Origin of the sequence: Burkholderia sp. BCC1208, from assembly GCF_902833095.1 — a bacterium.
GTDB lineage: Bacteria > Pseudomonadota > Gammaproteobacteria > Burkholderiales > Burkholderiaceae > Burkholderia.
Genome location: NZ_CADFDY010000004.1, coordinates 143,465 through 164,094, shown reverse-complemented (window position 1 = coordinate 164,094; position 20,630 = coordinate 143,465). Strand labels below are relative to the sequence as shown.

The window sequence follows — 20,630 nt, the reverse complement described above, 5'->3', positions numbered from 1 at the left end:
CGCCCGGGCCGCATCCGCATGGCGCTGAAATCCACGATCTACAAAGCCGAACTGCAAATCGCCGACATGGATCGGCATTACTACGCCGATCACGCGCTGACGGTGGCGCGCCATCCGTCGGAAACCGACGACCGGATGATGGTGCGCATCGCCGCGTTCGCGCTGTTCGCGCACGAACGGCTCGAATTCAGCAAGGGGCTGTCGGACGTCGACGAGCCCGATCTGTGGCAGAAGGACCTGACGGGCGCGATCGACGTGTGGATCGAGGCCGGCCAGCCGGACGAACGGCGCATCGCGAAGGCGGCCGGCCGTGCCGGGCAGGTCACGGTGATCGCCTACGGCGGCAAGACGTCGGAAATCTGGTGGCAGGGCGTGCGCAGCAAGGTCGAACGGCTGCGCAACGTGCAGGTGCTGTCGCTCGCCGACGGCGTCGCGGCCGCGCTCGGGCGGCTCGCGGAACGCACGATGCGCCTGCAGTGCACGGTGCAGGACGGCGCCGCGTGGATCTCGAGCGCCGACCACGATCCGATCGCGGTCGAGTGGACGGTGCTGAAGGCGCGCGCCGACGCGTGACGGCCCGCGCGCCGGCCGCGTTCAGCCGAGCGCGGCCGGCGGCCCCTTGAATTCGACCATGTTCCCTTCGGGATCGAACAGGTAGATCGACGGCCCGTAGCCGCCGGCGCCGTAGCGCTGCGCCGGCGCTTCCGGCCGCGCGCCATGCGCGGCGAAATGGGCGATCAATGCGTCGGGGTCGAACGGCTCGACGCGCAGGCACAGGTGGTCGAGGTTGCGCCCGGTGCCGGGCGGGCCGCTGTCGGGGCGATCGATCGGGCCGCCGACCGTCAGCAGGTCGATCAGCGCATCGCCGGCGCGCAGTTGCACGAGGCCCAGATCGGGCTGCTCCTTCTCCACGTGGCAACCGACGGCGTCGCAGTAAAAGCGTGTCATTGCCGCCATGTCGGTCACGCGCAGCACGATGTGATCGATTCCGCGGATGGTGGGCTTCATGGGCGGGAACTCCTTCGCAGTCGACGAGCATCGAGTGTAGACGCATCGCGCCTGCGCTGCCGGCCGGAACGCGGCACAATCGACGGACGAAAAAAAGCCCGTTCACGCAGAGCGGAACGGGCTTAATCCATATCAGGAGGAGACATGGAGGAGACAGTTCCAACTATACACACGGCGATGGTGCGACGCAATATTCCGATTGCAAAAAAACGTCAGGACGATGATTTGCCGCATCCGCACTGCAGCAAAATGGTGACGGGACGATGACGAAAACCGCGCGGGAGCGGCTGTCGCGCACATTTCGTCGGATTTATTTTTAGCGATGCGGCCCCGATTCGCCGGCACGAATCACAGAGCAAGATTCGGGGCGCGACGGCATGTGCCGATGTCTAGAGTAGGCACCATCTACACTAGAGAGTGCGAGGTTCAGATGAAAACCGCCTATCCGACCGACGATGCCCGCTGGGGCGCCGTGACCGAACGCGATCCGCATGCGGATGGCGCGTTCTTCTATGCCGTCAGCACGACCGGCGTGTTCTGCCGCCCGACCTGCGCGTCGCGCCAGCCGCGTCGCGAGAACGTATCCTTTTTTGCCGATCCGGCGGCCGCGCGCGCGGCCGGCTTCCGGCCCTGCAAGCGTTGCCAGCCCGAAGGGCTGCCGCGCGAGCTGGAAATCGTCAATCGCGCGTGCGCGGTGCTCGACGCGCACGCCGAGCGGCTCACGCTGCAGCAGTTGAGCGACGCCGTGCACGTGAGCCCGTTCCATCTGCAGCGGCTCTTCAAGCGCGTGGTCGGCGTGTCGCCGCGGCAGTACCAGGCCGCGCAGCGCGGTGCCGCGCTGCGACAGGCGCTGCAAAGCGGGCAGCCGGTCACGCGGGCGGCCGTCGACGCGGGTTTCAACTCGCCGTCGCGGCTCTATGCGTCAGTGCCGCGCGAGCTGGGGATGGCGCCGTCCTCCTTCCGCCGCCAGGGCGCGGGCCTGCGGATCGACTATGCGACCGCGTCGACGTCGCTCGGCACCGTGCTCGTCGCCGCCACCGAACAGGGCATCTGCCGGATCGCGTTCGGCGACGACGCGGCGTCGCTCGTCGGCGAGCTGAAGGACGCGTTCGCGCGGGCGGAACTGGTCGAATCGTCGGCCCGGCTCGCGCCGTTCGTCACGCAGATCCGTGCGTACCTCGACGGCACGCGGCACGCATTCGACCTGCCGCTCGACATCGCGCCGACGGCGTTCCAGCAGCGCGTGTGGGAAGCGCTGACGCATATCCCGTACGGCGAAACGCGCAGCTATTCGGAGATCGCCGAGGCGCTCGGCTCGCCGCGCGCGGTGCGGGCGGTCGCGTCCGCGTGCGCGTCGAATCCGGTCGCGCTCGCGATCCCGTGCCACCGCGTCGTGCAGAAGGGCGGCGCGCTCGCCGGCTATCGCTGGGGCGTGCGCCGCAAGGCGACGCTGCTCGCGGCCGAGGCGCGTCATATCCACACCGATGAAGCCGAAGCCGAGACGGAGGGCAGTGCGGTTTGAGCATCGAAACGACAACGATCACATCCATCGCGAACGGCGGCCCGGTGCCGCCGTTCGCGCGGATGGAACTGCGCTACAAGGCGCCGTACGACTGGGCGCGCGTGCTGCGCTTTTTCAGCGGGCGCGCGATTCCGGGCGTCGAGCAGGTGGCCGACGGCGCGTATCGCCGCATCGTCGACCTGCACGGCGATGCCGGCCGGCTCACCGTCACGAAACACCCGCGCAAGCATTGCCTGATCGCGACCGTCGAAGGGGCGCTCGCGCGTCACGTCGACGATGCATTCGCCGCGCGCGTCGCGACGATGTTCGACCTCGGCGCCGATCCGGCCGCGATCGGCGGCGATCTCGCGCGCGATCCGTGGTTCGCGCCGCTCGTCGAGGCCGCGCCGGGGCTGCGCGTGCCGGGCGCGTGGTCGGGGTTCGAGCTGGCCGTGCGCGCGATCGTCGGCCAGCAGGTGAGCGTGAAGGCCGCGACGACGATCGTCGGCCGGCTCGTCGAACGGGCCGGCGAACGCGTGATTCATGAAGACGACGGCGCGCCCGCGTGGCGTTTCCCGACGCCCGACGCGCTGGCCGCGTGCGATCTCGACAAGATCGGGATGCCCGGCAAGCGCGTGGCGGCGCTGACCGGCGTGGCGCGCGCGGTGGCGGCCGGCGACGTGCCGGTCGACCGCGCGCATGCCGATCTCGCGACGCTGCGCGGCGCATGGCTCGATCTGCCCGGCATCGGTCCGTGGACCGTCGAATACATCGCGATGCGCGCATGGCGCGACCCGGACGCGTGGCCGGCATCCGATCTCGTGCTGATGCAGTCGATCGCCGCGCGCGACCCGGCGCTCGACCGGCTCACCAGCCAGAAGCGCCGCACCGAAGGCTGGCGGCCGTGGCGCGCGTATGCGGCGCTGCATCTGTGGAACGAAGTGGCCGACCGGGCGGGCGCCGCGCGCGGCGGGTAAGCGCGGCGGGGCGAGCGCGGCGGCCCGCGCTCGGGTGCGACCGCAACGCGGCTGGGCCGCAACCCGCTGCGCAAGCGGTGCCGGCAAGCGGCAAGCGCCGGCGCGACGCGACTCGTCATGGCGGAGTCCGCGCCTCCGGCGTCGGCCGGATGTCGCGCGTGCGATGCCCGCGCACGCGTCGTTTCGCGATCCATTCGGCGACGAGGTTGCACCTGCCGCCACCCGTTCGCCGTTCGCGTTCCGTCCGACGAATGGCGCCGACCGGCGTGCCGATCGGCCTCGTCCGGAGCCGGCGATACCGGCCGGGACTGCCGCGCCCGGCCCGTCCGACGGCCCGCTCAGGCCCGCGCGCCATGCCCGGGGCCACCTCAAGCGCGGGTTCCGGCGAGATGTTAAAGTGCCCGCTACCAACGAAGCGACCAACAATCCAGCCGGCCGCGCGGCGTTCTGCGCGCGGCCGTCACGCACTTGCGTCTCCATGTCGAACACCATGACTCACCGCCAGTCCGAACTGCTGCTGAATCGCCTCGACGCGCTGAGCTCGGGCCCGACGCGGCAGCATCTGCCCGACGGCCTGCGCGGCATCGAAAAGGAAAGCCTGCGCGTGACGCGCGACGGGATGATCGCGTTCACGCCGCATCCGCGCGCGCTCGGTTCGGCGCTCACGCATCCGGCGCTGACGACCGACTATTCCGAAGCGCTGATCGAACTGATCACGCCCGCGGAGCGCGACGCCGCGCTCACGCTCGAACGCCTCGACGATCTGCATCGCTACGTCTATTCGTCGCTCGGCGACGAGATGCTGTGGAGCGACTCGATGCCCGGCCTGCTGCCGGCCGACGACCAGATCCCGATCGCCAACTACGGCACGTCGAACATCGGCCGCCTGAAGACGGTGTACCGGCGCGGCCTCGCGTATCGCTACGGCCGCACGATGCAGTGCATTGCCGGCATCCACTACAACTACTCGCTGCACGAGGAAGTGTGGCGGCGCCTGCATGCGGAAGAAGGGTCGACGGCGACGCTCGTCGATTACCAGTCGGAACGCTACCTCGCGCAGATCCGCAACTTCCGCCGCCGCAGCTGGCTGCTGATGTACCTGTTCGGGGCATCGCCCGTGCTCGACACGAAGTTCCTGCGTGGCAAGCCGCATCACCTCGACACGTTCGACGCCGATACGCTGTACCGGCCGTACGCGACCAGCCTGCGGATGAGCGATCTCGGCTACTCGAACACGACGGCCCAGGCCGCGCTGCACGTCGACTACAACACGCTGCCCGGCTATCTCGACGCGCTGTCGAAGGCCGTCAGCGAGCCGTATCCGGCGTACGAGGCGATCGGCACGCATCGCGACGGCGAGTGGATCCAGATCAACACGAACGTGCTGCAGATCGAGAACGAGTTCTACTCGACGATCCGGCCGAAGCGCGTCACGTATTCGGGCGAGCGGCCGCTGCATGCGCTCGCGTCGCGCGGCGTGCAGTACATCGAAGTGCGCTGTCTCGACATCGATCCGTTCGAACCGACCGGCATCGCACTGGAGACCGCGCGCTTCCTCGACGCGTTCCTGCTCGCCTGCGCGCTCGACGAAAGCGCGCCCCTCGACTGCGACACATACAAGGAAGCGAACGCGAACTTCGGCAGCGTGACGCTGGATGGCCGCAAGCCGGGGCTCACGCTGACACGCGACGCCCAGCCGGTCACGCTGCAGGCGTGGGCGGATGCGCTGATGGCCGATATCGAAATCGTCGGCCGCCGTCTCGACGACATTCGTGGCGGCGACGAGCATGCGCGCGCGATTGCCGCGCAACGCGAGAAGCTCGCCGATCCGGAGCGCACGCCGTCCGCGCGCGTGCTGCGCACGATGCGCGAGAACGGTCAGTCGTTCCTCGCGTTCGCGCTCGCTCAGAGCGAAGCGCATGCCGCGCATTTCCGCGCGCATCCGCCGTCGGCCGAGACGCTGCGCACCGAGCAGGCGCTCGCCGCGAAGTCGCTGGCCGAGCAGGCCGAGCTCGAAGCGAAGGAGGCCGGATCGTTCGACGCGTTCGTCGCCGCCTATCGCGCCTATACGCTGAACCGCTTCAGCGTGTGACGATCGCGCATGCGGCCGGCGCAGCGTGCGCCGTGCCGCGATGCGATTGCAATCCGGGTCCGTCAGCGATCAGTAACGGGCGTACGTGCCGCGCTCGGCCACGCCGGCTTGCCCGATTCCGCGTTGCCCCGGCCGTCGCTGCCGTAACCGGCGGCGTCGCGCTCACCACGCGCCTGCGCGGCACGCTGCATGACCGCCTGCATGTTCCGCGGAAAGTCTGGACTGCTTGCGAGGCTCGATCGGTAGCCGGCTGCCTGCAGTTCCACGAGTTCCTGGCGGACCTGCGTGCGCGTGAGCGCCGACGCGGTTTGCGCGTGAGCGGCGAACGCCGCGCCGATCAGCATGAACGCGCATGCCGCGTGTTTCATCGTCGTCATCGTGTTTGCTCCGTGAGGTTCCGGTGCCGCGCCATCGCCGGCGCGGCCGGAAACGATGCAGCCAGTCCAGGCTTCGGAGGCCAAACGAAACATCCTCGTGGCTGGCAGTCATCTTTTCCGGTCGCGCAACATTGCGCGGCCACCGGTGAGCCGGCCGCGACGGGTTTTCTGTCGAACGCGACAGCGGCACGCCATCTGCCGGCCATCGTGCGGCGGCGGGTTCGTATCGGCTCGCCCGCATCGGGCTTCTCCCCCCTTGTACAAGCGCGTCGCGCCTCCTAACCTCTTTTAAGCGACCGATCGGTTGGCCGCGCAACGTCGTTGCGTACGCAAGCGCCCGATCGCGGTCGCGACTGCAGGAGACTGCAGGACATCGCTTGTACCGAGCCCGGCGCATCGACATGCGAAGCCGGGCCGGCCGCACAAGGCATGGGACCCGAGTAGACGCTGAAGCGCCAACTCGGGTCGACATCTGGAGACACGATGAATCCCACCGACGCCCTACCGCCCGGCATCGTCTTCGCGCAACCGTTGACGCCGGTCGCGCACTCGCTGCTCCTGTCGTTCCTCGTCGCCGCGATCCCGATCGCGGTCGCGCTGATCGCGCTCGGCGTGCTGCGCCGCCCCGCGTGGCAGGCGTCGCTCGCCGGGCTCGTCGCGGGCCTGGCGGTCGCGATCGGCGCGTGGGGGATGCCGGCCGGGCTCGCGTTCAACGCGGTCGGCGCCGGCATGGCGCTCGCGGTCGTGCCGGTGATGTGGATCGTCTTCAACGCGCTGCTGCTGTACAACATCGCGGTGAAGTCGGGCCGCTTCGACCAGTTCCGGCAGTGGATGCTCGACAACCTGCCCGACGACCGCCGTCTCGTGCTGCTCGTCGTCGCGTTCTCGTTCGGCTGTCTGCTCGAGGGAATCTCCGGATTCGGCACGCCGGTCGCGATCACGAGCGCGCTGCTGATCGCGCTCGGTTTCCCCGCGCTCGAAGCGCTCACCTATACGCTGCTGTTCAACACGGCGCCGGTCGCGTTCGGCGCGCTCGGCGTGCCGATCACCGTGCTCGGCGCGGTCACGTCGCTGCCGCCCGCGACGCTCGCGCAGATGGTCGGCCGTCAGTTGCCATTCTTCGCGCTGCTGCTGCCGTTCTACGTGGTCGGCGCATACGGCGGCTTGCGCTCGATCACGAAGCTGTGGCCCGCGCTGCTCGTGTCCGGCGGCAGCTTCGCGATCGCGCAGTTCGTCACGTCGAACTTTCTCGGCTACCAGCTCACCGACGTGCTGTCGTCGCTCTCGTCGCTGATCGTGACGATCGGCTTCCTGCAGGTGTGGAAGCCGCAGCCCGATCCGCAATTCGCGCTCGCGCGCAGCGTGCCGGCCGCCGCCGGCGCCGCGCGCGCGGGCTTCGGCGGCTGGCTGCCGTGGCTCGTCGTGTCGGTGGTCGTGATCGTCTGGGTGCACGCGAACATCGCGGCGATCGGCGACGTGAAGATCAAGTGGCCGGGCCTGCACAATGCCGTGTACGTGTCGCTGTACCACAAGCCGTATGCGGCGATCTGGGATTTCCAGCCGCTCGGCACGGGCACCGCGATCCTCGTGTCGGCGATCATCACGGCCGCGCTGACGCGCACCGGCCCCGGCGCGTTTTTCGAATGCGTGGTGAAGACGTGGCGGCAGACGTGGATCGCGATCGTCACGGTGATGATGATCGTCGGGCTCGCGTACCTGCTGAACTACTCGGGCATCAGCTACACGCTCGGCACCGGCGTCGCGTCGACGGGCGCGCTGTTCCCGCTGGTGTCGGCATCGCTCGGCTGGATCGCCGTGTTCCTGTCCGGCAGCGACACGTCGGGCAACGCGCTGTTCGGCAACCTGCAGGTCGTCGCCGCGCGGCAGCTCGGCCTCGATCCGGTGCTGATGGCCGCGACCAATTCGTCGGGCGGCGTGATGGGCAAGATGATCTCGCCGCAGAACATCGCGACGGGCGTGTCGACGACGGACCTGAAAGGGCAGGAAGGCGTCGTGTTCGCGCGCACCTTCTGGCACAGCGTGATCCTCACGCTGTTGCTCGGCGTGCTGGTGTTCCTGCAGCAGCACGTGCTGACATGGATGATTCCGGCGCTGCCGAAGTGACGCACGGCGCGACGACGGAAGGAAGGCACGAGGACAACGACGAGGGAAGGCGCGAAAAAAGCGCCCGGCAGTGTGCGGAAGCGGCGAACGCGCGGCGGCTCAGCGCGCGTTCGCCCGCCGCATCGTTCGCCCGGGTTCGACCACACCGGCCGCTTCGGCGCCGTCCGGCAGGATGCACGCGAGGAACGCGTCGATCGCGGGGCTCTGACGGCGCGCCTTCAGGTAGTACACGTATTCGTCGATCGTCGTATCGACACCGCGCAGCGCGATCACGCGCAGGTCGGGATGACGCTCGGCCTCGCCGCGCGGAAACAGGCTGCCGCCCACCCCATGCAGGATCGCCTCGCGAATCGCTTCGCGGCTGCCGATCTCGGCGACCGAGGTGGCCGCGACGCCGGCCGTGGCGAGGATCGTCTCCGTGCAGCGGCGCGTGATCGACCCTTCCTCGCGGATCAGCAGCCGCACGTCGGCGAGCTGCACCGGGTCGATCGAATCGAACCGCGCGAGCGGATGACGGCGATGCACGACGAGCACCAGCGGATCGGTCGAGATCACCTTGCGTTCGAGGCCGTCGGCATCGTTGCGCTGCGACGAGACCGCGAGATCGATGCGAAACTCCTGCAGCGCCTGCAGGATTTCCTCGGAGTTGCCGATCCGGCACGTGAGCGCGATCGACGGGTGCGCGCTCGAGAAGCGGCCGACCGCGTCCATGATGTAGTACGGGCCCGTCGCGCCGATCCGCAGGTGGCCTTCGAACAGGCCGCCGACGTTGCGCAGCATGATGTCGGCCTGCGCCTCGAGCGCGATCATCTTCTCGACGAGCGGGAGCAGCTCGATGCCCGTCTCGGTCACCTCGAGCTTGCGGCCGCTGCGGTAGAACAGCTCGACGCCGTACACCTGCTCGACCTGCCGGATCTGCGCGGCAATCGTCGGCTGGCTCACGCCGAGGTGGCGCGCGGCGCGCGTGATGCTGCCCTGCCGGACGGTCGCGTGGAACGCCTTCAACTGATCGAACACGACTCGGCTTCTCCCCCCTCTACATCGCGCGTCAGCGTAGCGCACGCATGTGTCGGCCACATGAAAGGCGCATCGTGCGCGACTTCGAAAAAAAGCTGGGGGTGACCGCAAGAAACCTGCGGGAACCGGTCACGGCCGGGACATGCCGGTGAGGGGTAATAACGGCGACGCAGATCGCCGGCTCCGCTCGCCCGGCGAGCCCACTCCCACCGACCACAAGGTTCTCTTCATGTCCTCGAACAATCGACGCGATTTCCTGCGCCTCGCCGCGCAGTCGGCCGGCGCGATGGCCGCCTACGCGGGCTTCCCGCCCGCGATCCGCAATGCGCTGGCGATGCCGGCCGCCTATCGCACCGGCACGATCCGCGACGTGGAGCACGTCGTGATCTTCATGCAGGAAAACCGTTCGTTCGACCATTACTTCGGCGGGCTGCGCGGCGTGCGCGGCTTCGACGACCCGCGTCCGCACCTGCTGCCGAGCGGCGCGCCGGTGTGGCAGCAGCCGCCGGCGTCGGTGTTCACGAAGAACTACCATTCGCGCGGACTCGATCCGTCGGCGCCGTACGTGCTGCCGTTCTACCTCGATCCGAAGCAGACGACCGAATTCCAGCCGGGCACCAACCACGGCTGGAGCAGCGGCCACCTGTCCTGGAACAACGGCCAGTGGGACCAGTGGGTGAACCAGAAGCAGGACGTGCTGACGATGGGCTACCTGAAGCGCCAGGATCTCACGTACCACTACGCGCTGGCCGACGCGTTCACCATCTGCGATTCGTATTTCTGCTCCGCGCATGCGGACACCGCGCCGAACCGCATCTACCTGTGGACCGGCACGGTCGACCCGCGCAACATCTACGGCACCCCGCCGAACGGCCCGGGCATCGGCGAGCGCGACGACGTGAACGGCTACACGTGGACGACCTACGCCGAACGCCTGGAGAACGCGAAGATCAGCTGGAAGGTGTACCAGGGCGGCACCGGCATCCCGGGCGACCCGACCGACAACTACACCGACAACTCGCTGATGTTCTTCAAGCGCTTCCAGGTGAAGGAAGGCGCGAGCGGCCCGCTGGTCGACAAGGGCGCGTCGGACCACACGCTCGCCGAGCTGAAGGCCGACGTGCAGGCTAACCGCTTGCCGCAGGTGTCGTGGATCGTGTCGCCGTACAAGTACAGCGAGCACCCGCAGGCGTCGCCGACCGACGGCGCGTTCTACATCAACATGGTGCTCGAGGCGCTGACGTCGAACCCCGAGGTGTGGGCGAAGACGGTGTTCATCCTGAACTACGACGAGAACGACGGGCTGTTCGACCACGTCGTGCCGCCGGTGCCGCCGGTCACGAGCGGCGTGGGCGGCCAGGGCATCGTGTCGTCGAACCTGCTGTCGAACCTCGGCGACGAGCTGCTCGACCTGAACAAGTACCCGGGCGAAATGAGCCCGCTCGTGCCGGGCGCCGACCCGGGCGGCATCCAGCCGATCGGCCTCGGGCCGCGCGTGCCGTTGATCATCATCTCGCCGTGGACGAAGGGCGGCTGGGTCTGCTCGGAGACGTTCGACCATACGTCGGTGCTGCGTTTCCTCGAAGCGCGTTTCGGCGTGAAGGAGCCGAACATCAGCGCGTGGCGCCGGTCGATCTGCGGCGACCTCACGTCGGCGTTCGACTTCTCCGCGCGCCCCGACACGCGCACGGTGAGCTTCACGGTGCCGCAGCACATCGCGACGGCCGGCCAGGCGTACCAGGTGCCCGCGCAGCAGTCGATGCCGGCGCAGGAACCCGGCACGCGTCCGGCGCGTGCGCTGCCGTACGAACTGTTCGTGCACAGCCGCGTGGGCGCGCAGGACGACACCGTGTCGCTCGACTTCGCGAACACCGGCGACGCCGGTGCCGCGTTCTACGTGTACGACCGCCGCAACCCGGCGACGCCGCCGCGCCGCTACGCGGTGTCCGCGCGCGACCGCTTCCTCGATACGTGGAGCACGTCGGCCGCACGCGGCGAGTACCATCTGGCCGCCTACGGCCCGAACGGCTATCTGTGCGAATTCCAGGGCAACACGCGGCTCGCCGCGGACGGCCGCCACGCGAACCCCGAAGCGAAGATCGGCTACGACGTGCGCAACCGTCACGTGTACCTGCAACTGCGCAACAGCGGGCGCGCGACCTGCCGCGTGACGGTCGACAACGCGTACAGCCATGCGCATGCGAAGACCTACACGCTGGAGCCGGGCGAGCGCGTCGAAGGGCACTTCGAGCTGTCGTCGAGCCACGGCTGGTACGATCTGACGATCACCGCGACCACGCTGCACGGCGGCGACGACAAGGTCGTGCGCCGCTTCGCGGGCCACGTCGAGACGGGGCGGCCGAGCCACAGCGATCCGGGGCCCGTGAAGCACACGGCCTGACGGTTGCGCAGGCGCTCGCGCGATGCGGGGCGGTGCCCCGCACCGCGCGAGCGCCGCGTGCCGGTTGCATGCTGGCCGTGTTCCGTCGGTGTTCCGGCACGCAGGATTGGCTTTTGGAAACTGAAAACTGTTGACAATATGCCGTAGCGAGGGTATACAAGGATCATTCGCCGATATGGCGCCCTCGTTTTCATCCACAGCCCCGCTGCCTGCCCGACCATGACTGCCCCGAACACGCTCAGCGCCATCGAACTCCTGCAAAGCCAGTCGCTCGCGATGATCGTCCAGGACATGCTCGAGCGCGCGATCGTCTCCGGCGAATACGCACCGGGCGAGAAGCTCAACGAAGTCGAGATCGCGACCAGGCTGAACGTGTCGCGCGGCCCGGTGCGCGAAGCGTTCCGCGCGCTCGAGCAGGCCGGCCTGCTGCGCAACGAGAAGAACCGCGGCGTGACCGTGCGGGTCGTGCCGCTGCGCGAGGCCGAGGAGATCTACGAAGTGCGCGCGATGCTCGACGAATCGGTCGCGCGCGCGCTCGCGAAGCGTATCTCGCCCGATACGCTGAAGGTGCTGAAGGGCATCATCCAGTCGATGAAGGACGCCGCGAAGACGCACGACGTCACGCGCTACACCGAGTTGAACGTGCAGTTCCACGACGCGATGGTCGTCGGCGTCGGTAATACGCATCTCACCGATACCTACCGGCGGCTCGTGCGCCAGCTCGGCCTGCTGCGCCAGGCGGCGATCGAGGCCGAGGAGGATGCGATCGCCGTGTCGGCGGCCGAGCACGACAAGATCGTGCAGGCGCTCGCGGCCGGCGACGAGGAAAAGGCCGTCGCGCTCGTGCGCGAGCACGTCGCGCACGGCCTCGCGCGGATGCGCCGCATGCACGAACAGGGGTTGCTGGCGACGGGCAAGGCGGCGCGGGAGAAGGCCGGCGCATAAGAACCGGCAATGCCCGCGCGGGCTGCCGCGCACCGGCAAAGGGACGCGTCGCCGCGTCCCTTTTTCGTTGCGCTTCGGTTCAGCGGGTCAACCCGTCGTCACGCCTTGTCGGCCTTCCCCGCCGCGCTCGCGAACTTCGCGAGCCACGTATCGACCGCCGCCGGCTGCCGGTTTTCGTCCTCCGCGCGTTCCTTGCGGCGAATCGCATTGCGCACGACGTGCGCGCCGACATAGCGGATCGGCTCCGGCGGGAAATGGCCGAGGGGGCCGCGCACGATCGGGCTGCGCGTCCACGCGTTGTCGAGACCGAGCACCAGCGACGACAGGATCTGCCCGCCCATGTAGGTCGGCCCGACGCCGTTGCCCGAATAGCCGAAGCCGTAGAACACGTTCGGCGCGTCGTCGAGGCGGCCGAAGAACGGGAAGCCCGTCACGGAGCGGTCCGACGGCCCGTTCCAGCTTGCGGTGATCGGCACGCCCGCGAGCGACGGGAAGAATTCGCGCAGGCTCTGCGTGAGCTGCGCCTCGTACGGCGAGCGCCGGTCGAACACCGGTGCGATGCGGCTGCGCCACGAAAACGTGTTGCCGCCCTTGCCGAGCATCAGCCGGCCATCGACGGTCGTGCGGTAGTAGTAGACGAAGATCCGCGAATCGAGCACCGACACGCCGTCCACCAGCCCGGTGCGCTCGAGTAACTCCGGGCATTTCTCGGTGATTACCATGTCGCTCGACACGACCGCGATCGTTCGTTCGAACTGCGGGAAGCGGCTTGCCATCCACGCGTTGATCGCGAACACGAGTTTGCCGGCCGTCACGCTGCCTGACGGCGTATGCACCACGGCCGGCTGCCCCGGCGTGAAGTCGAGCATCGGCGTGCGTTCGTAGATCCGGATCCCCATGTCGAGCGCGACGCGGCGCAGCCCGCGTACCAGCTTGCCGGGATGCACGGTCGCGGCGATCGGCGAGTAGACGCCGTCGAGATTGCGCGCGGAGCCCGAGCGTCGCGCGACTTCGGCGGGCGGCAGCGGCTCGTAGCTGTGGATGCCGCACGCGGCGAGCGCGTCGAGCACCGGCGCGAGCGTGCCGACCTGCGCGCGCGACGTCGCGGTGTACAGCGTGCCGTCGAGCCGCAGTTCCGCGTCGATGTCGTGCGCGCGGCAGAAATCGGCGATGTGCTGCACGGCCGCTTCCGATGCCTTCACGAGCCGGATCGCCTCGGCTTCGCCGAACAGACGCCGCAGCGTCAGGAATTTCGCGGACCACGTGAGCAGGCAGCCGCCGTTGCGGCCGCTCGCGCCGGCGCCGCAGAGGTCGGCTTCAAGGATCGCGATGTCGAGCGCGGGGTTCTGCTGCTTCGCCTGGATCGCGGTCCAGAGGCCCGTGAAGCCGCTGCCGACGATGCACACGTCGGCCTGCGTCGCGCCTTGCAGCGCGGGGGCGAGATCGCCGTCGTTGAACAGCGCTTGTTCGATCCAGAAGGGTCGCATCGGAAGGTTCGTCGATAAGGGGCCGTGCGGCGCACGGCCGGGAAAAAACGCTCGCCCGCATGCTCATGCGCACGCGGCCGGGTGCATCGCGTCACATCGTCATGCCGCCGCTTCGGCCGATACGCGGCGCACGCCCATCGCCTTCAGCGTGTCGGCGATTGCCGCGACGGCGCCCGGAATCCCGGCTTCGCCGAAATGGCCGATGCAGCCGACGCGGAACGTCTCCACTTCGGTCAGCTTGCCCGGATACAGAATGTAGCCGCGCTTTTTGACCTCCTGATAAAACCGCTTGAAATCGTAGTTCGGATCGTCCGGCGCATGGAACGTGACGATGATCGGCGCCTGGATCGCCGGATCGAGGAACGGCCGGAAGCCGAGCGCGAGCATCCCGTCGATCAGCGCGCGATAGTTGCGCTGGTAGCGGCCGCCGCGCGCGGCGAGCCCGCCTTCGTCGACGTATTGCGCGACGGCCGCGTCGAGCGCGGCGACCACGTGCGTCGGCGGTGTGAAGCGCCACTGCGTCGTGCGCTGCATGTAGACCCACTGGTCGTACAGGTCCATCGCGAGCGAGTGGCTGTTGCCTTCGCAGCGTTCGAGCGCGCTGCGCTTCGCGATCACGAAGCCGAGCCCCGGCACGCCTTCGAGACACTTGCCGGACGCCGCGATCACCGCATCGAACGGAGTCGTGCGCGTGTCGATGTCGATCGCGCCGAACGAGCTCATCGCGTCGACGATCAGCGCGCGTTCGTGCCGGGCGACGACCTGCGCGATCTCGTGCAGCGGGTTCAGCACGCCGGCACCCGTTTCGCAGTGCACGAGCGCGACGTGCGTGATCGACGGATCGGCCGCGAGCGCGCGCTCGACGTCGGCCGGATCGACGCGGCGATCCTCGCGGTAGTCGATCGTCGTCAGCTTGCGGCCGAGCACGCGGCAGATCTTCGCGAGGCGCTGGCAGTACGCGCCGTTGTTCGGCACCAGCACGTGACCGTCGCGCGGCACCAGCGTGCCGATCGCCGCTTCGACCGAGAACGTGCCGCTGCCCTGCAGCGGCACGCATTCGTGCGTGCTTTCGCCGTGCACGATCCGCAGCAGGCGTTCGCGCAGCCGCGCGGTGATCGCGTTGAAGTCGCCGTCCCACGAACCCCAGTCGCGCAGCATCGCGTCGCGGGTGCGGTCGGAAGTCGTCAGGGGGCCGGGGGTGAGCAGGATGGGCTGGGCGGCGAGCGTCATGGTGTCTCCTTGATGAAGTCGGGACGTCACGTGAATGCGGCGGGAAATCAACGGCGATGCGGATGGCGCCACGCCTGCGTACGGCGCAGCAGGCGATGCGAGATGCAGGCGAACAGCACGCACGCGAACGACGACGTCGCGAGCACGAGCGTGGCCATCGCGGCGGCCGGGCCCATCTGGCCCGCGTCGTCGAGGTTCAGGATCGCGACCGACGCGGGCTGCGTGTCCGGCGAGTACAGGAACGCGACGGCCGACACCGTCGTCATCCCGTTGACGAACAGGTAGCGTGCGATCAGCAGGATCGCGGGCAGGCACACGGGCACCGTCACGCGCAGGAAGGTCTTGTAGAACGGCACCTTCAGCGATGCGGATACGGCCTCGAACTCGCCGTCGATCTGCCTGAGCGCGGTGACGGCGGTGAGATGGCTCGACGCGTAGTAGTGCACGACCGTGACGATCGCGAGCAGCCACAGCGATCCGTACAGCCCGTTCAGCGGATTGCCCGGCGCGTTGAACAGGAAGATGTAGCTGATGCCGAGCACGAGCCCCGGCACGCCCATCGGCAAGATCGCGCACAGGCTGATGAAGCCGCGCAGCCAGCGCGCGTCGCGGGTCTTCTCGATCAGGTAGGCGCCGCCGAACACGACGATCGTGCCGCCGAGCGCCACCGTCGCGGCCATCCGCAAGCTGTTCTTGTACGCGTCGAAGATCCCGGCCGCGATCAGCCCCATCTTGTAGTGCTGCAGCCCGAGCGTCATCTGGTACGGCCAGAACTTCACGAACGACGCGAACACCGAGATGCCGACCACCGCGACGAAGAACGCGCACACGAGCGCGCAGTACGCGAGCATCGCGGCGTCGAAGCCGCGCGACGGCTTCGGCTGGTACGGCGTCGAGCGTGCGCCGAGCTGCGACTGCTGGCGGCGGCGGATGAGGAAGTCGATGCCGAACGCGACGAGCGCCGGGCACAGCAGCATCAGGCTCACCACCGCGCTGCGGTTGAAGTCCTGCAGCCCGATGATCAGCTTGTAGATGTCGGTCGACAGCACGTTGTACGAGCCGCCGATCACGACCGGCACGCCGAAGTCGTTGATGCACATCGTGAACGCGACCATCGTCGCGCTGATCAGCCCGTACTTCGCGCCGGGCAGCGTGACCGTGAAGAATTTGCGCAGGCGGCGCGTGCCCATCGCGTCGGCGGCCTCGTAGAGCCGGCCGTCCGCGAGCGACAGCGCGGTGACGAGGATCATCAGCACGTGCGGGAACGACGCATACACCATGCTCAGCACGATGCCCGGCAGCCCGTAGATCGAATGGCCGTGCAGCAGCGACTTGAGCAGCCCCGCATTGCCGAACCAGTAGATGAACGACACGGCCGACAGCAGCGTCGGCGCGAGCAGCGGCAGCAGCGCGATCGTGCGCGCGGCATTCTTCAGTGGCATGCACGAGCGCGTGAGCGCATACGCGAACGTGAACGCCATCGGCACGACGATCGCCGTGACGAGCGCGCCGACCGTCAGCGAATGGAGCATCGAGCGCAGCACGCCGCTGTCCTCCAGATACTCGACGAAGTTGTGCGCGCCGACGAACCGCCCGTCGGCGTCGACGAAGCATTTCTGCACGACGAGCGCGAGCGGCAGCAGCAGGAACAGTGACATCAGCGCGGCCATCGCGAAGAGCGCGAGCTGGGCGATGCGGTCGTGCCAGTGCGTGATCTGTCGCACGTCGGCGGGGGCGGACGCGCCGCGGCGGCGCTCGGTCAGGACGGTGCTCATTGCAGTCGCTCCTTCGCGCACGGGAACACGCGGACATGCTCGCGATCGAGCGCGAGGTCGATGCGCGCGCCGGCCTGCACGCCGGTGCGGTCGACGTCGTGATACGACAGGTCGGCGACGATCTCCTGGCCGTCGAGCCCGTCGATCCGGAAGCTCACGCGGCAGAACGCGCCGAGGAATTCGAGCTTCTCGACGCGGCCGGCCAGCACGTTGTCGGCCGTTTCGCCCGGCACGCGGATGCGCAGGTCCTCGGGCCGCACGTAGACCGACACCGCCGCGCCCTGCGCGGGGCGGGCCGCGCCCTGGCGGCAATCGAGACCGACCGCGCCCGCGCGCAGCGTGCCGTCCTGCGCGACTTCGGCGGGAATCGTGTTGACGCGGCCGATGAAGTCCGCGACGAACGGCGACGCCGGCTGACGGTAGATTTCGAGCGGCGTGCCGATCTGTTCGATCACGCCGTGGTTCATCACGACGATGCGATCGGCCATCGACAACGCTTCTTCCTGGTCGTGCGTGACCATGATCGTCGTCACGCCGAGCCGCTGCTGCAGCGCGCGAATTTCCTGGCGCAGCCGCACGCGCACGCGCGCGTCGAGCGCCGACAGCGGCTCGTCGAGCAGCAGCAGGCCGGGGGATGTGGCGAGCGCGCGCGCCAGCGCGATGCGCTGCTGCTGGCCGCCGGACAACTGGCCCGGATGCTTGCGATGGCTGTCGGGCAGGCCGACCAGCGCGAGCAGCGTGTGCACGCGCTCGTGGATCGCGTCGCGCTTCATCTTCCGGTTCACGAGCCCGTACGCGACGTTGTCGTACACGGTGAGGTTCGGGAACAGCGCATACGACTGGAACACGATCCCGTAGTCGCGCAGTTGCGGCGGCAGCCGCGAGATGTCGCGGCCGTCCTGCATGATGTGGCCGGCGTTCTGCGTCTCGAGCCCCGCGATGATCCGCAGCAGCGTGGTCTTCCCGCAGCCGGAGGGCCCGAGGAAGCAGATCATCTCGCCCTTCATCACGCTCAGGTTGATGTCGGTGAGGACTTGCGTGTCGTTGTACCGCTTCTCGATGCGTTCCACGCTCAGATAAGGTGCCATGCGCGCCTCCTTGGAGGGGCGGCCCGGGGGCCGGATTCGACGACGGAAAGGGGAAGGCGGGGCGGCGCGCGGCGCGGCCCCGCTGTGGGTTGCGGCGTTATTGCTGCGCTTTCGCCCCGTAACGCTTCTGCCACGTATCGAGGATCGACTGGCGGTTCTTCGCCGACCACACGAAGTCGTTCTTCACGAGCAGATCCGAGTAGTTGTCGGGGATGCCGGCCAGCTTTCGCGCCACGCCCGGATACGCGACGATCGCCCACCAGCGCGCGGTGATCTGGTTCGCTTCCTTGCTCGCCATGAAGTCGGCGAGCTTCCTCGCGGCGTCGGGCTGCTTCGTCGTCTTCATGATCGCCGTGCCTTCCATGTCCCAGCCGAGCCCTTCCTTCGGGAACACGAGATCGATCGGCGCGCCCTGCGCCTGCAGTTCGTGCCCGCGGAACTCGAACGAGATGCCGATCGGGAATTCGCCGGTGCCGGCGAGCGTGCACGGCTTCGAGCCCGAGTGCACGTACTGCGCGACGTTCTTGTCGAGCGCGTCCATGAATTTCCAGCCTTTGTCGTCGCCGAAGGTCTGCAGCCACGCTGTCACGTCGAGGTAGCCGGTGCCCGACGACACCGGGCTCGGCATCACGATCGCGCCTTTGTAGACCGGCTTCGTCAGGTCTTCCCACGACGTCGGCTTCGGGATGTTCTTCGCTTGCGCGGCGACGCGGTTGTAGCAGATCGTCGCGCCCCACACGTCCATGCCGACCCAGTGCGGCGGCGTGTTCGCGTCGCTGTACTTGCGCGTGAGCTGGTCGAAGCCCTTCGGCGTGTACGGCATCAGCATGCCTTGCAGGTCGAGCAACGTGAGACTCGACGCGGCGAGGCCGAGCACGACGTCCGCGCGCGGGTTGTTCTTCTCCGCGAGCAGCTTCGCGGTGACCGAGCCGGTCGAGTCGCGCACCCAGCGGATCTCTATATCGGGGTTCGCCTTCTCGAACGCGTCCTTGTAGGGCTTCATCGCCTCGTCTTCCAGCGCGGTGTAGACCAGCAGCGACGTCTTGGCGTGCGCGGCCTGCGCGGCGCCGACCGCCATCGCCGCGGCCAGCGCGATACGGGCCGCGCCCGCCGCCCATGCGTTCAAACGCTTCTTTATCAGCACCTCGTTCATCTTCAGACCCCTTGACTGTGGCGCCGCGGCACACGGCGGATGAGTGGAGACCAACCCTCTTGCTGCAACGTTGTTTTGCTTTCTGTTCTCTGCATGTTGTTGACAATCTACAAATCATCAATTTTAATGTCAAGCATGGAAAACACCTCCCTTCGGCGCGACGCGGGCGCCGACGGCTCACCCCTTCGACCTGAAAGGAATGAACGTCATGACTGAAACGCCTGTATCCGTGGAAGTGAACGGCCGCCGCTACAACTGGATGAGCCGTCCCGTGGTGGTGGTTTGCGTCGATGGCTGCGCATACGAATATCTGGAGGAAGCGGCCGAGGCCGGCGTCGCGCCGTTCCTGCGCACATTGCTGAAGCCGGGCACCGCGCTCAAGGGCGAGTGCGTGGTGCCGAGCTTCACGAACCCGAACAACCTGTCGATTGTCACCGGCGTGCCGCCGGCGATCCACGGGATAAGCGGCAACTACTTCTACGATCGCGACACCGGCGCCGAGGTGCTGATGAACGATCCGAAGTACCTGGTCGCGCCCACCGTGCTCGCGACCTTCGCCGAACAGGGCGCGCGCGTCGCGGTCGTCACCGCGAAGGACAAGCTGCGCCGCCTGCTCGGCAAGGGGCTGAAGGGCATCTGCTTCTCGTCGGAGAAGGCCGACGAAGCGAGCATCGAGGAAAACGGCATCGACGACGTGCTCGAACTGGTCGGCAAGCCGGTGCCGAGCGTTTACAGCGCGGACCTGTCGGAGTTCGTGTTCGCCGCCGGCGTGCGCCTGCTCGAGACGCGCCCGATCGACCTGATGTACCTGTCGACCACCGACTACGTGCAGCACAAGTGCGCGCCCGGCACGCCCGGCGCGAACGCGTTCTACGCGATGATGGACACGTATCTGCAGCGTCTCGACGAACTCGGCGCGATCGTCGCGATCACCGCCGATCACGGGATGAACGCGAAGCACGACGACGCGACCGGCGAGCCGAACGTGGTCTACCTGCAGGAGCTGTTCGACGAATGGCTCGGCCACGATGCGGCGCGCGTGATCCTGCCGATCACCGACCCGTACGTCGTGCACCACGGTGCGCTCGGCTCGTTCGCGACCGTCTACGTGCCGGCGACGGCCGACACCGATGCGCTGCGCGCGCGGCTCGCCGCGGTGGACGGCATCGAGGTCGTGCTGACGGGCGCCGAAGGCTGCGCGCGCTTCGAGCTGCCGCCCGCGCGCATGGGTGACCTGATCGTGATCTCGAAGCAGGACGTCGTGCTCGGCACGCGCCGCATCAAGCACGACCTGTCGGGCCTCGACGTGCCGCTGCGCTCGCACGGCGGGATCTCCGAGCAGATCGTGCCGCTGATCTTCAGCAAGCCGGTCGCGACCGACGTCACGGGCCGCGCGCGGCTACGCAACTTCGACATCATCGACATCGCGCTCAACCATCTGCAGTGACGCGGACG

16 protein-coding genes are annotated in these 20,630 nt (G+C 68.3%); 8 read left to right on the top strand and 8 right to left on the bottom strand.

The annotated features are described in order from the left end of the window. The first annotated feature begins 18 nt into the window (after nt 1-18). Nucleotides 19-573, top strand: a complete 555-nt coding sequence (locus tag HWX09_RS11045; protein ID WP_027785792.1) for a YaeQ family protein — start codon at nt 19-21, stop codon at nt 571-573. A 21-nt stretch (nt 574-594) separates the two neighbouring features. On the opposite strand, the gene HWX09_RS11040 is transcribed toward HWX09_RS11045, so the two are convergent. Next, complete coding sequence (locus tag HWX09_RS11040) at nt 595-1,008, bottom strand: VOC family protein (protein WP_027785791.1); 414 nt, start codon at nt 1,006-1,008, stop codon at nt 595-597. 430 nt (nt 1,009-1,438) lie between these two features. Here HWX09_RS11040 and ada point away from each other — a divergent pair, with 430 nt between their 5' ends. From ada to gshA, 3 genes are all read left to right on the top strand, one after another. Further along, nucleotides 1,439-2,530 carry a bifunctional DNA-binding transcriptional regulator/O6-methylguanine-DNA methyltransferase Ada gene (gene ada, locus HWX09_RS11035; RefSeq protein ID WP_027785790.1) on the top strand — a complete coding sequence of 364 codons (1,092 nt, stop codon included), beginning with the start codon at nt 1,439-1,441 and terminating at the stop codon, nt 2,528-2,530. Continuing rightward, complete coding sequence (locus HWX09_RS11030; protein ID WP_027785789.1) at nt 2,527-3,486, top strand: AlkA N-terminal domain-containing protein; 960 nt, start codon at nt 2,527-2,529, stop codon at nt 3,484-3,486. The genes ada and HWX09_RS11030 overlap by 4 nt, the downstream gene beginning before the upstream one ends. Before the next feature lie 478 nt (nt 3,487-3,964). Further along, the gene (gene gshA / locus HWX09_RS11025) at nt 3,965-5,578 is read left to right on the top strand and encodes a glutamate--cysteine ligase (RefSeq protein ID WP_027785788.1); all 1,614 of its coding nucleotides are present in this window, start codon (nt 3,965-3,967) and stop codon (nt 5,576-5,578) included. Between the two features lie 62 nt (nt 5,579-5,640). On the opposite strand, the gene HWX09_RS11020 is transcribed toward gshA, so the two are convergent. Next, nucleotides 5,641-5,955, bottom strand: coding sequence for a DUF4148 domain-containing protein (locus HWX09_RS11020; RefSeq protein WP_027785787.1), 315 nt, complete (start codon nt 5,953-5,955; stop codon nt 5,641-5,643). 483 nt (nt 5,956-6,438) lie between these two features. On the opposite strand from HWX09_RS11020, the gene HWX09_RS11015 reads away from it, so the two are divergent. Further along, nucleotides 6,439-8,079, top strand: coding sequence for an L-lactate permease (locus HWX09_RS11015; RefSeq protein ID WP_027785786.1), 1,641 nt, complete (start codon nt 6,439-6,441; stop codon nt 8,077-8,079). Between the two features lie 99 nt (nt 8,080-8,178). Here the strand turns inward: HWX09_RS11015 and HWX09_RS11010 are convergent, their stop codons facing one another. Beyond that, on the bottom strand, nt 8,179-9,096 hold the full coding sequence (locus HWX09_RS11010) for a LysR family transcriptional regulator (protein WP_027785785.1): 918 nt from the start codon (nt 9,094-9,096) through the stop codon (nt 8,179-8,181). Between the two features lie 229 nt (nt 9,097-9,325). On the opposite strand from HWX09_RS11010, the gene HWX09_RS11005 reads away from it, so the two are divergent. Together HWX09_RS11005 and HWX09_RS11000 are read left to right on the top strand one after the other, a co-directional pair. Beyond that, nucleotides 9,326-11,497 (top strand): phospholipase C, phosphocholine-specific, encoded by a 2,172-nt coding sequence (locus HWX09_RS11005; protein ID WP_027785784.1) that lies wholly within the window; start codon nt 9,326-9,328, stop codon nt 11,495-11,497. A 219-nt stretch (nt 11,498-11,716) separates the two neighbouring features. Continuing rightward, nucleotides 11,717-12,442 carry a phosphonate utilization associated transcriptional regulator gene (locus HWX09_RS11000; RefSeq protein WP_027785783.1) on the top strand — a complete coding sequence of 242 codons (726 nt, stop codon included), beginning with the start codon at nt 11,717-11,719 and terminating at the stop codon, nt 12,440-12,442. A 98-nt stretch (nt 12,443-12,540) separates the two neighbouring features. Here the strand turns inward: HWX09_RS11000 and HWX09_RS10995 are convergent, their stop codons facing one another. The 5 genes from HWX09_RS10995 to HWX09_RS10975 all read right to left on the bottom strand — a co-directional run bounded on the left by HWX09_RS10995 (nt 12,541) and on the right by HWX09_RS10975 (nt 19,175). Then, entirely contained in the window at nt 12,541-13,929 is a 1,389-nt protein-coding gene (locus HWX09_RS10995) for an FAD-dependent oxidoreductase (RefSeq protein ID WP_027785782.1), read from the bottom strand. Between the two features lie 99 nt (nt 13,930-14,028). Then, nucleotides 14,029-15,159 (bottom strand): 2-aminoethylphosphonate--pyruvate transaminase, encoded by a 1,131-nt coding sequence (locus HWX09_RS10990; RefSeq protein ID WP_027785781.1) that lies wholly within the window; start codon nt 15,157-15,159, stop codon nt 14,029-14,031. A gap of 47 nt (nt 15,160-15,206) precedes the next feature. Then, the gene (locus HWX09_RS10985; protein WP_027785780.1) at nt 15,207-16,934 is read right to left on the bottom strand and encodes a putative 2-aminoethylphosphonate ABC transporter permease subunit; all 1,728 of its coding nucleotides are present in this window, start codon (nt 16,932-16,934) and stop codon (nt 15,207-15,209) included. After that, nucleotides 16,931-18,022, bottom strand: coding sequence for a putative 2-aminoethylphosphonate ABC transporter ATP-binding protein (locus tag HWX09_RS10980; RefSeq protein ID WP_027785779.1), 1,092 nt, complete (start codon nt 18,020-18,022; stop codon nt 16,931-16,933). Before HWX09_RS10980 ends, HWX09_RS10985 begins: the two co-directional genes overlap by 4 nt. Nucleotides 18,023-18,119: 97 nt before the next feature. Beyond that, nucleotides 18,120-19,175, bottom strand: coding sequence for a putative 2-aminoethylphosphonate ABC transporter substrate-binding protein (locus tag HWX09_RS10975; RefSeq protein ID WP_027785778.1), 1,056 nt, complete (start codon nt 19,173-19,175; stop codon nt 18,120-18,122). A 208-nt stretch (nt 19,176-19,383) separates the two neighbouring features. On the opposite strand from HWX09_RS10975, the gene phnA reads away from it, so the two are divergent. Further along, nucleotides 19,384-20,622, top strand: a complete 1,239-nt coding sequence (phnA, locus tag HWX09_RS10970) for a phosphonoacetate hydrolase (protein ID WP_027785777.1) — start codon at nt 19,384-19,386, stop codon at nt 20,620-20,622. Nucleotides 20,623-20,630: the final 8 nt, after the last annotated feature.

What these genes read in the sequence shown, in the direction of transcription:
- HWX09_RS11020 (WP_027785787.1), bottom strand. Translation starts at nt 5,955, where the DNA reads ATGACGACGATGAAACACGCGGCATGCGCGTTCATGCTGATCGGCGCG.
- HWX09_RS10980 (WP_027785779.1), bottom strand. Translation starts at nt 18,022, where the DNA reads ATGGCACCTTATCTGAGCGTGGAACGCATCGAGAAGCGGTACAACGAC.
- HWX09_RS10990 (WP_027785781.1), bottom strand. Translation starts at nt 15,159, where the DNA reads ATGACGCTCGCCGCCCAGCCCATCCTGCTCACCCCCGGCCCCCTGACG.
- phnA (WP_027785777.1), top strand. Translation starts at nt 19,384, where the DNA reads ATGACTGAAACGCCTGTATCCGTGGAAGTGAACGGCCGCCGCTACAAC.
- ada (WP_027785790.1), top strand. Translation starts at nt 1,439, where the DNA reads ATGAAAACCGCCTATCCGACCGACGATGCCCGCTGGGGCGCCGTGACC.
- HWX09_RS10995 (WP_027785782.1), bottom strand. Translation starts at nt 13,929, where the DNA reads ATGCGACCCTTCTGGATCGAACAAGCGCTGTTCAACGACGGCGATCTC.
- HWX09_RS11005 (WP_027785784.1), top strand. Translation starts at nt 9,326, where the DNA reads ATGTCCTCGAACAATCGACGCGATTTCCTGCGCCTCGCCGCGCAGTCG.
- gshA (WP_027785788.1), top strand. Translation starts at nt 3,965, where the DNA reads ATGTCGAACACCATGACTCACCGCCAGTCCGAACTGCTGCTGAATCGC.
- HWX09_RS11040 (WP_027785791.1), bottom strand. Translation starts at nt 1,008, where the DNA reads ATGAAGCCCACCATCCGCGGAATCGATCACATCGTGCTGCGCGTGACC.
- HWX09_RS11000 (WP_027785783.1), top strand. Translation starts at nt 11,717, where the DNA reads ATGACTGCCCCGAACACGCTCAGCGCCATCGAACTCCTGCAAAGCCAG.
- HWX09_RS10985 (WP_027785780.1), bottom strand. Translation starts at nt 16,934, where the DNA reads ATGAGCACCGTCCTGACCGAGCGCCGCCGCGGCGCGTCCGCCCCCGCC.
- HWX09_RS11015 (WP_027785786.1), top strand. Translation starts at nt 6,439, where the DNA reads ATGAATCCCACCGACGCCCTACCGCCCGGCATCGTCTTCGCGCAACCG.
- HWX09_RS10975 (WP_027785778.1), bottom strand. Translation starts at nt 19,175, where the DNA reads ATGAACGAGGTGCTGATAAAGAAGCGTTTGAACGCATGGGCGGCGGGC.
- HWX09_RS11045 (WP_027785792.1), top strand. Translation starts at nt 19, where the DNA reads ATGGCGCTGAAATCCACGATCTACAAAGCCGAACTGCAAATCGCCGAC.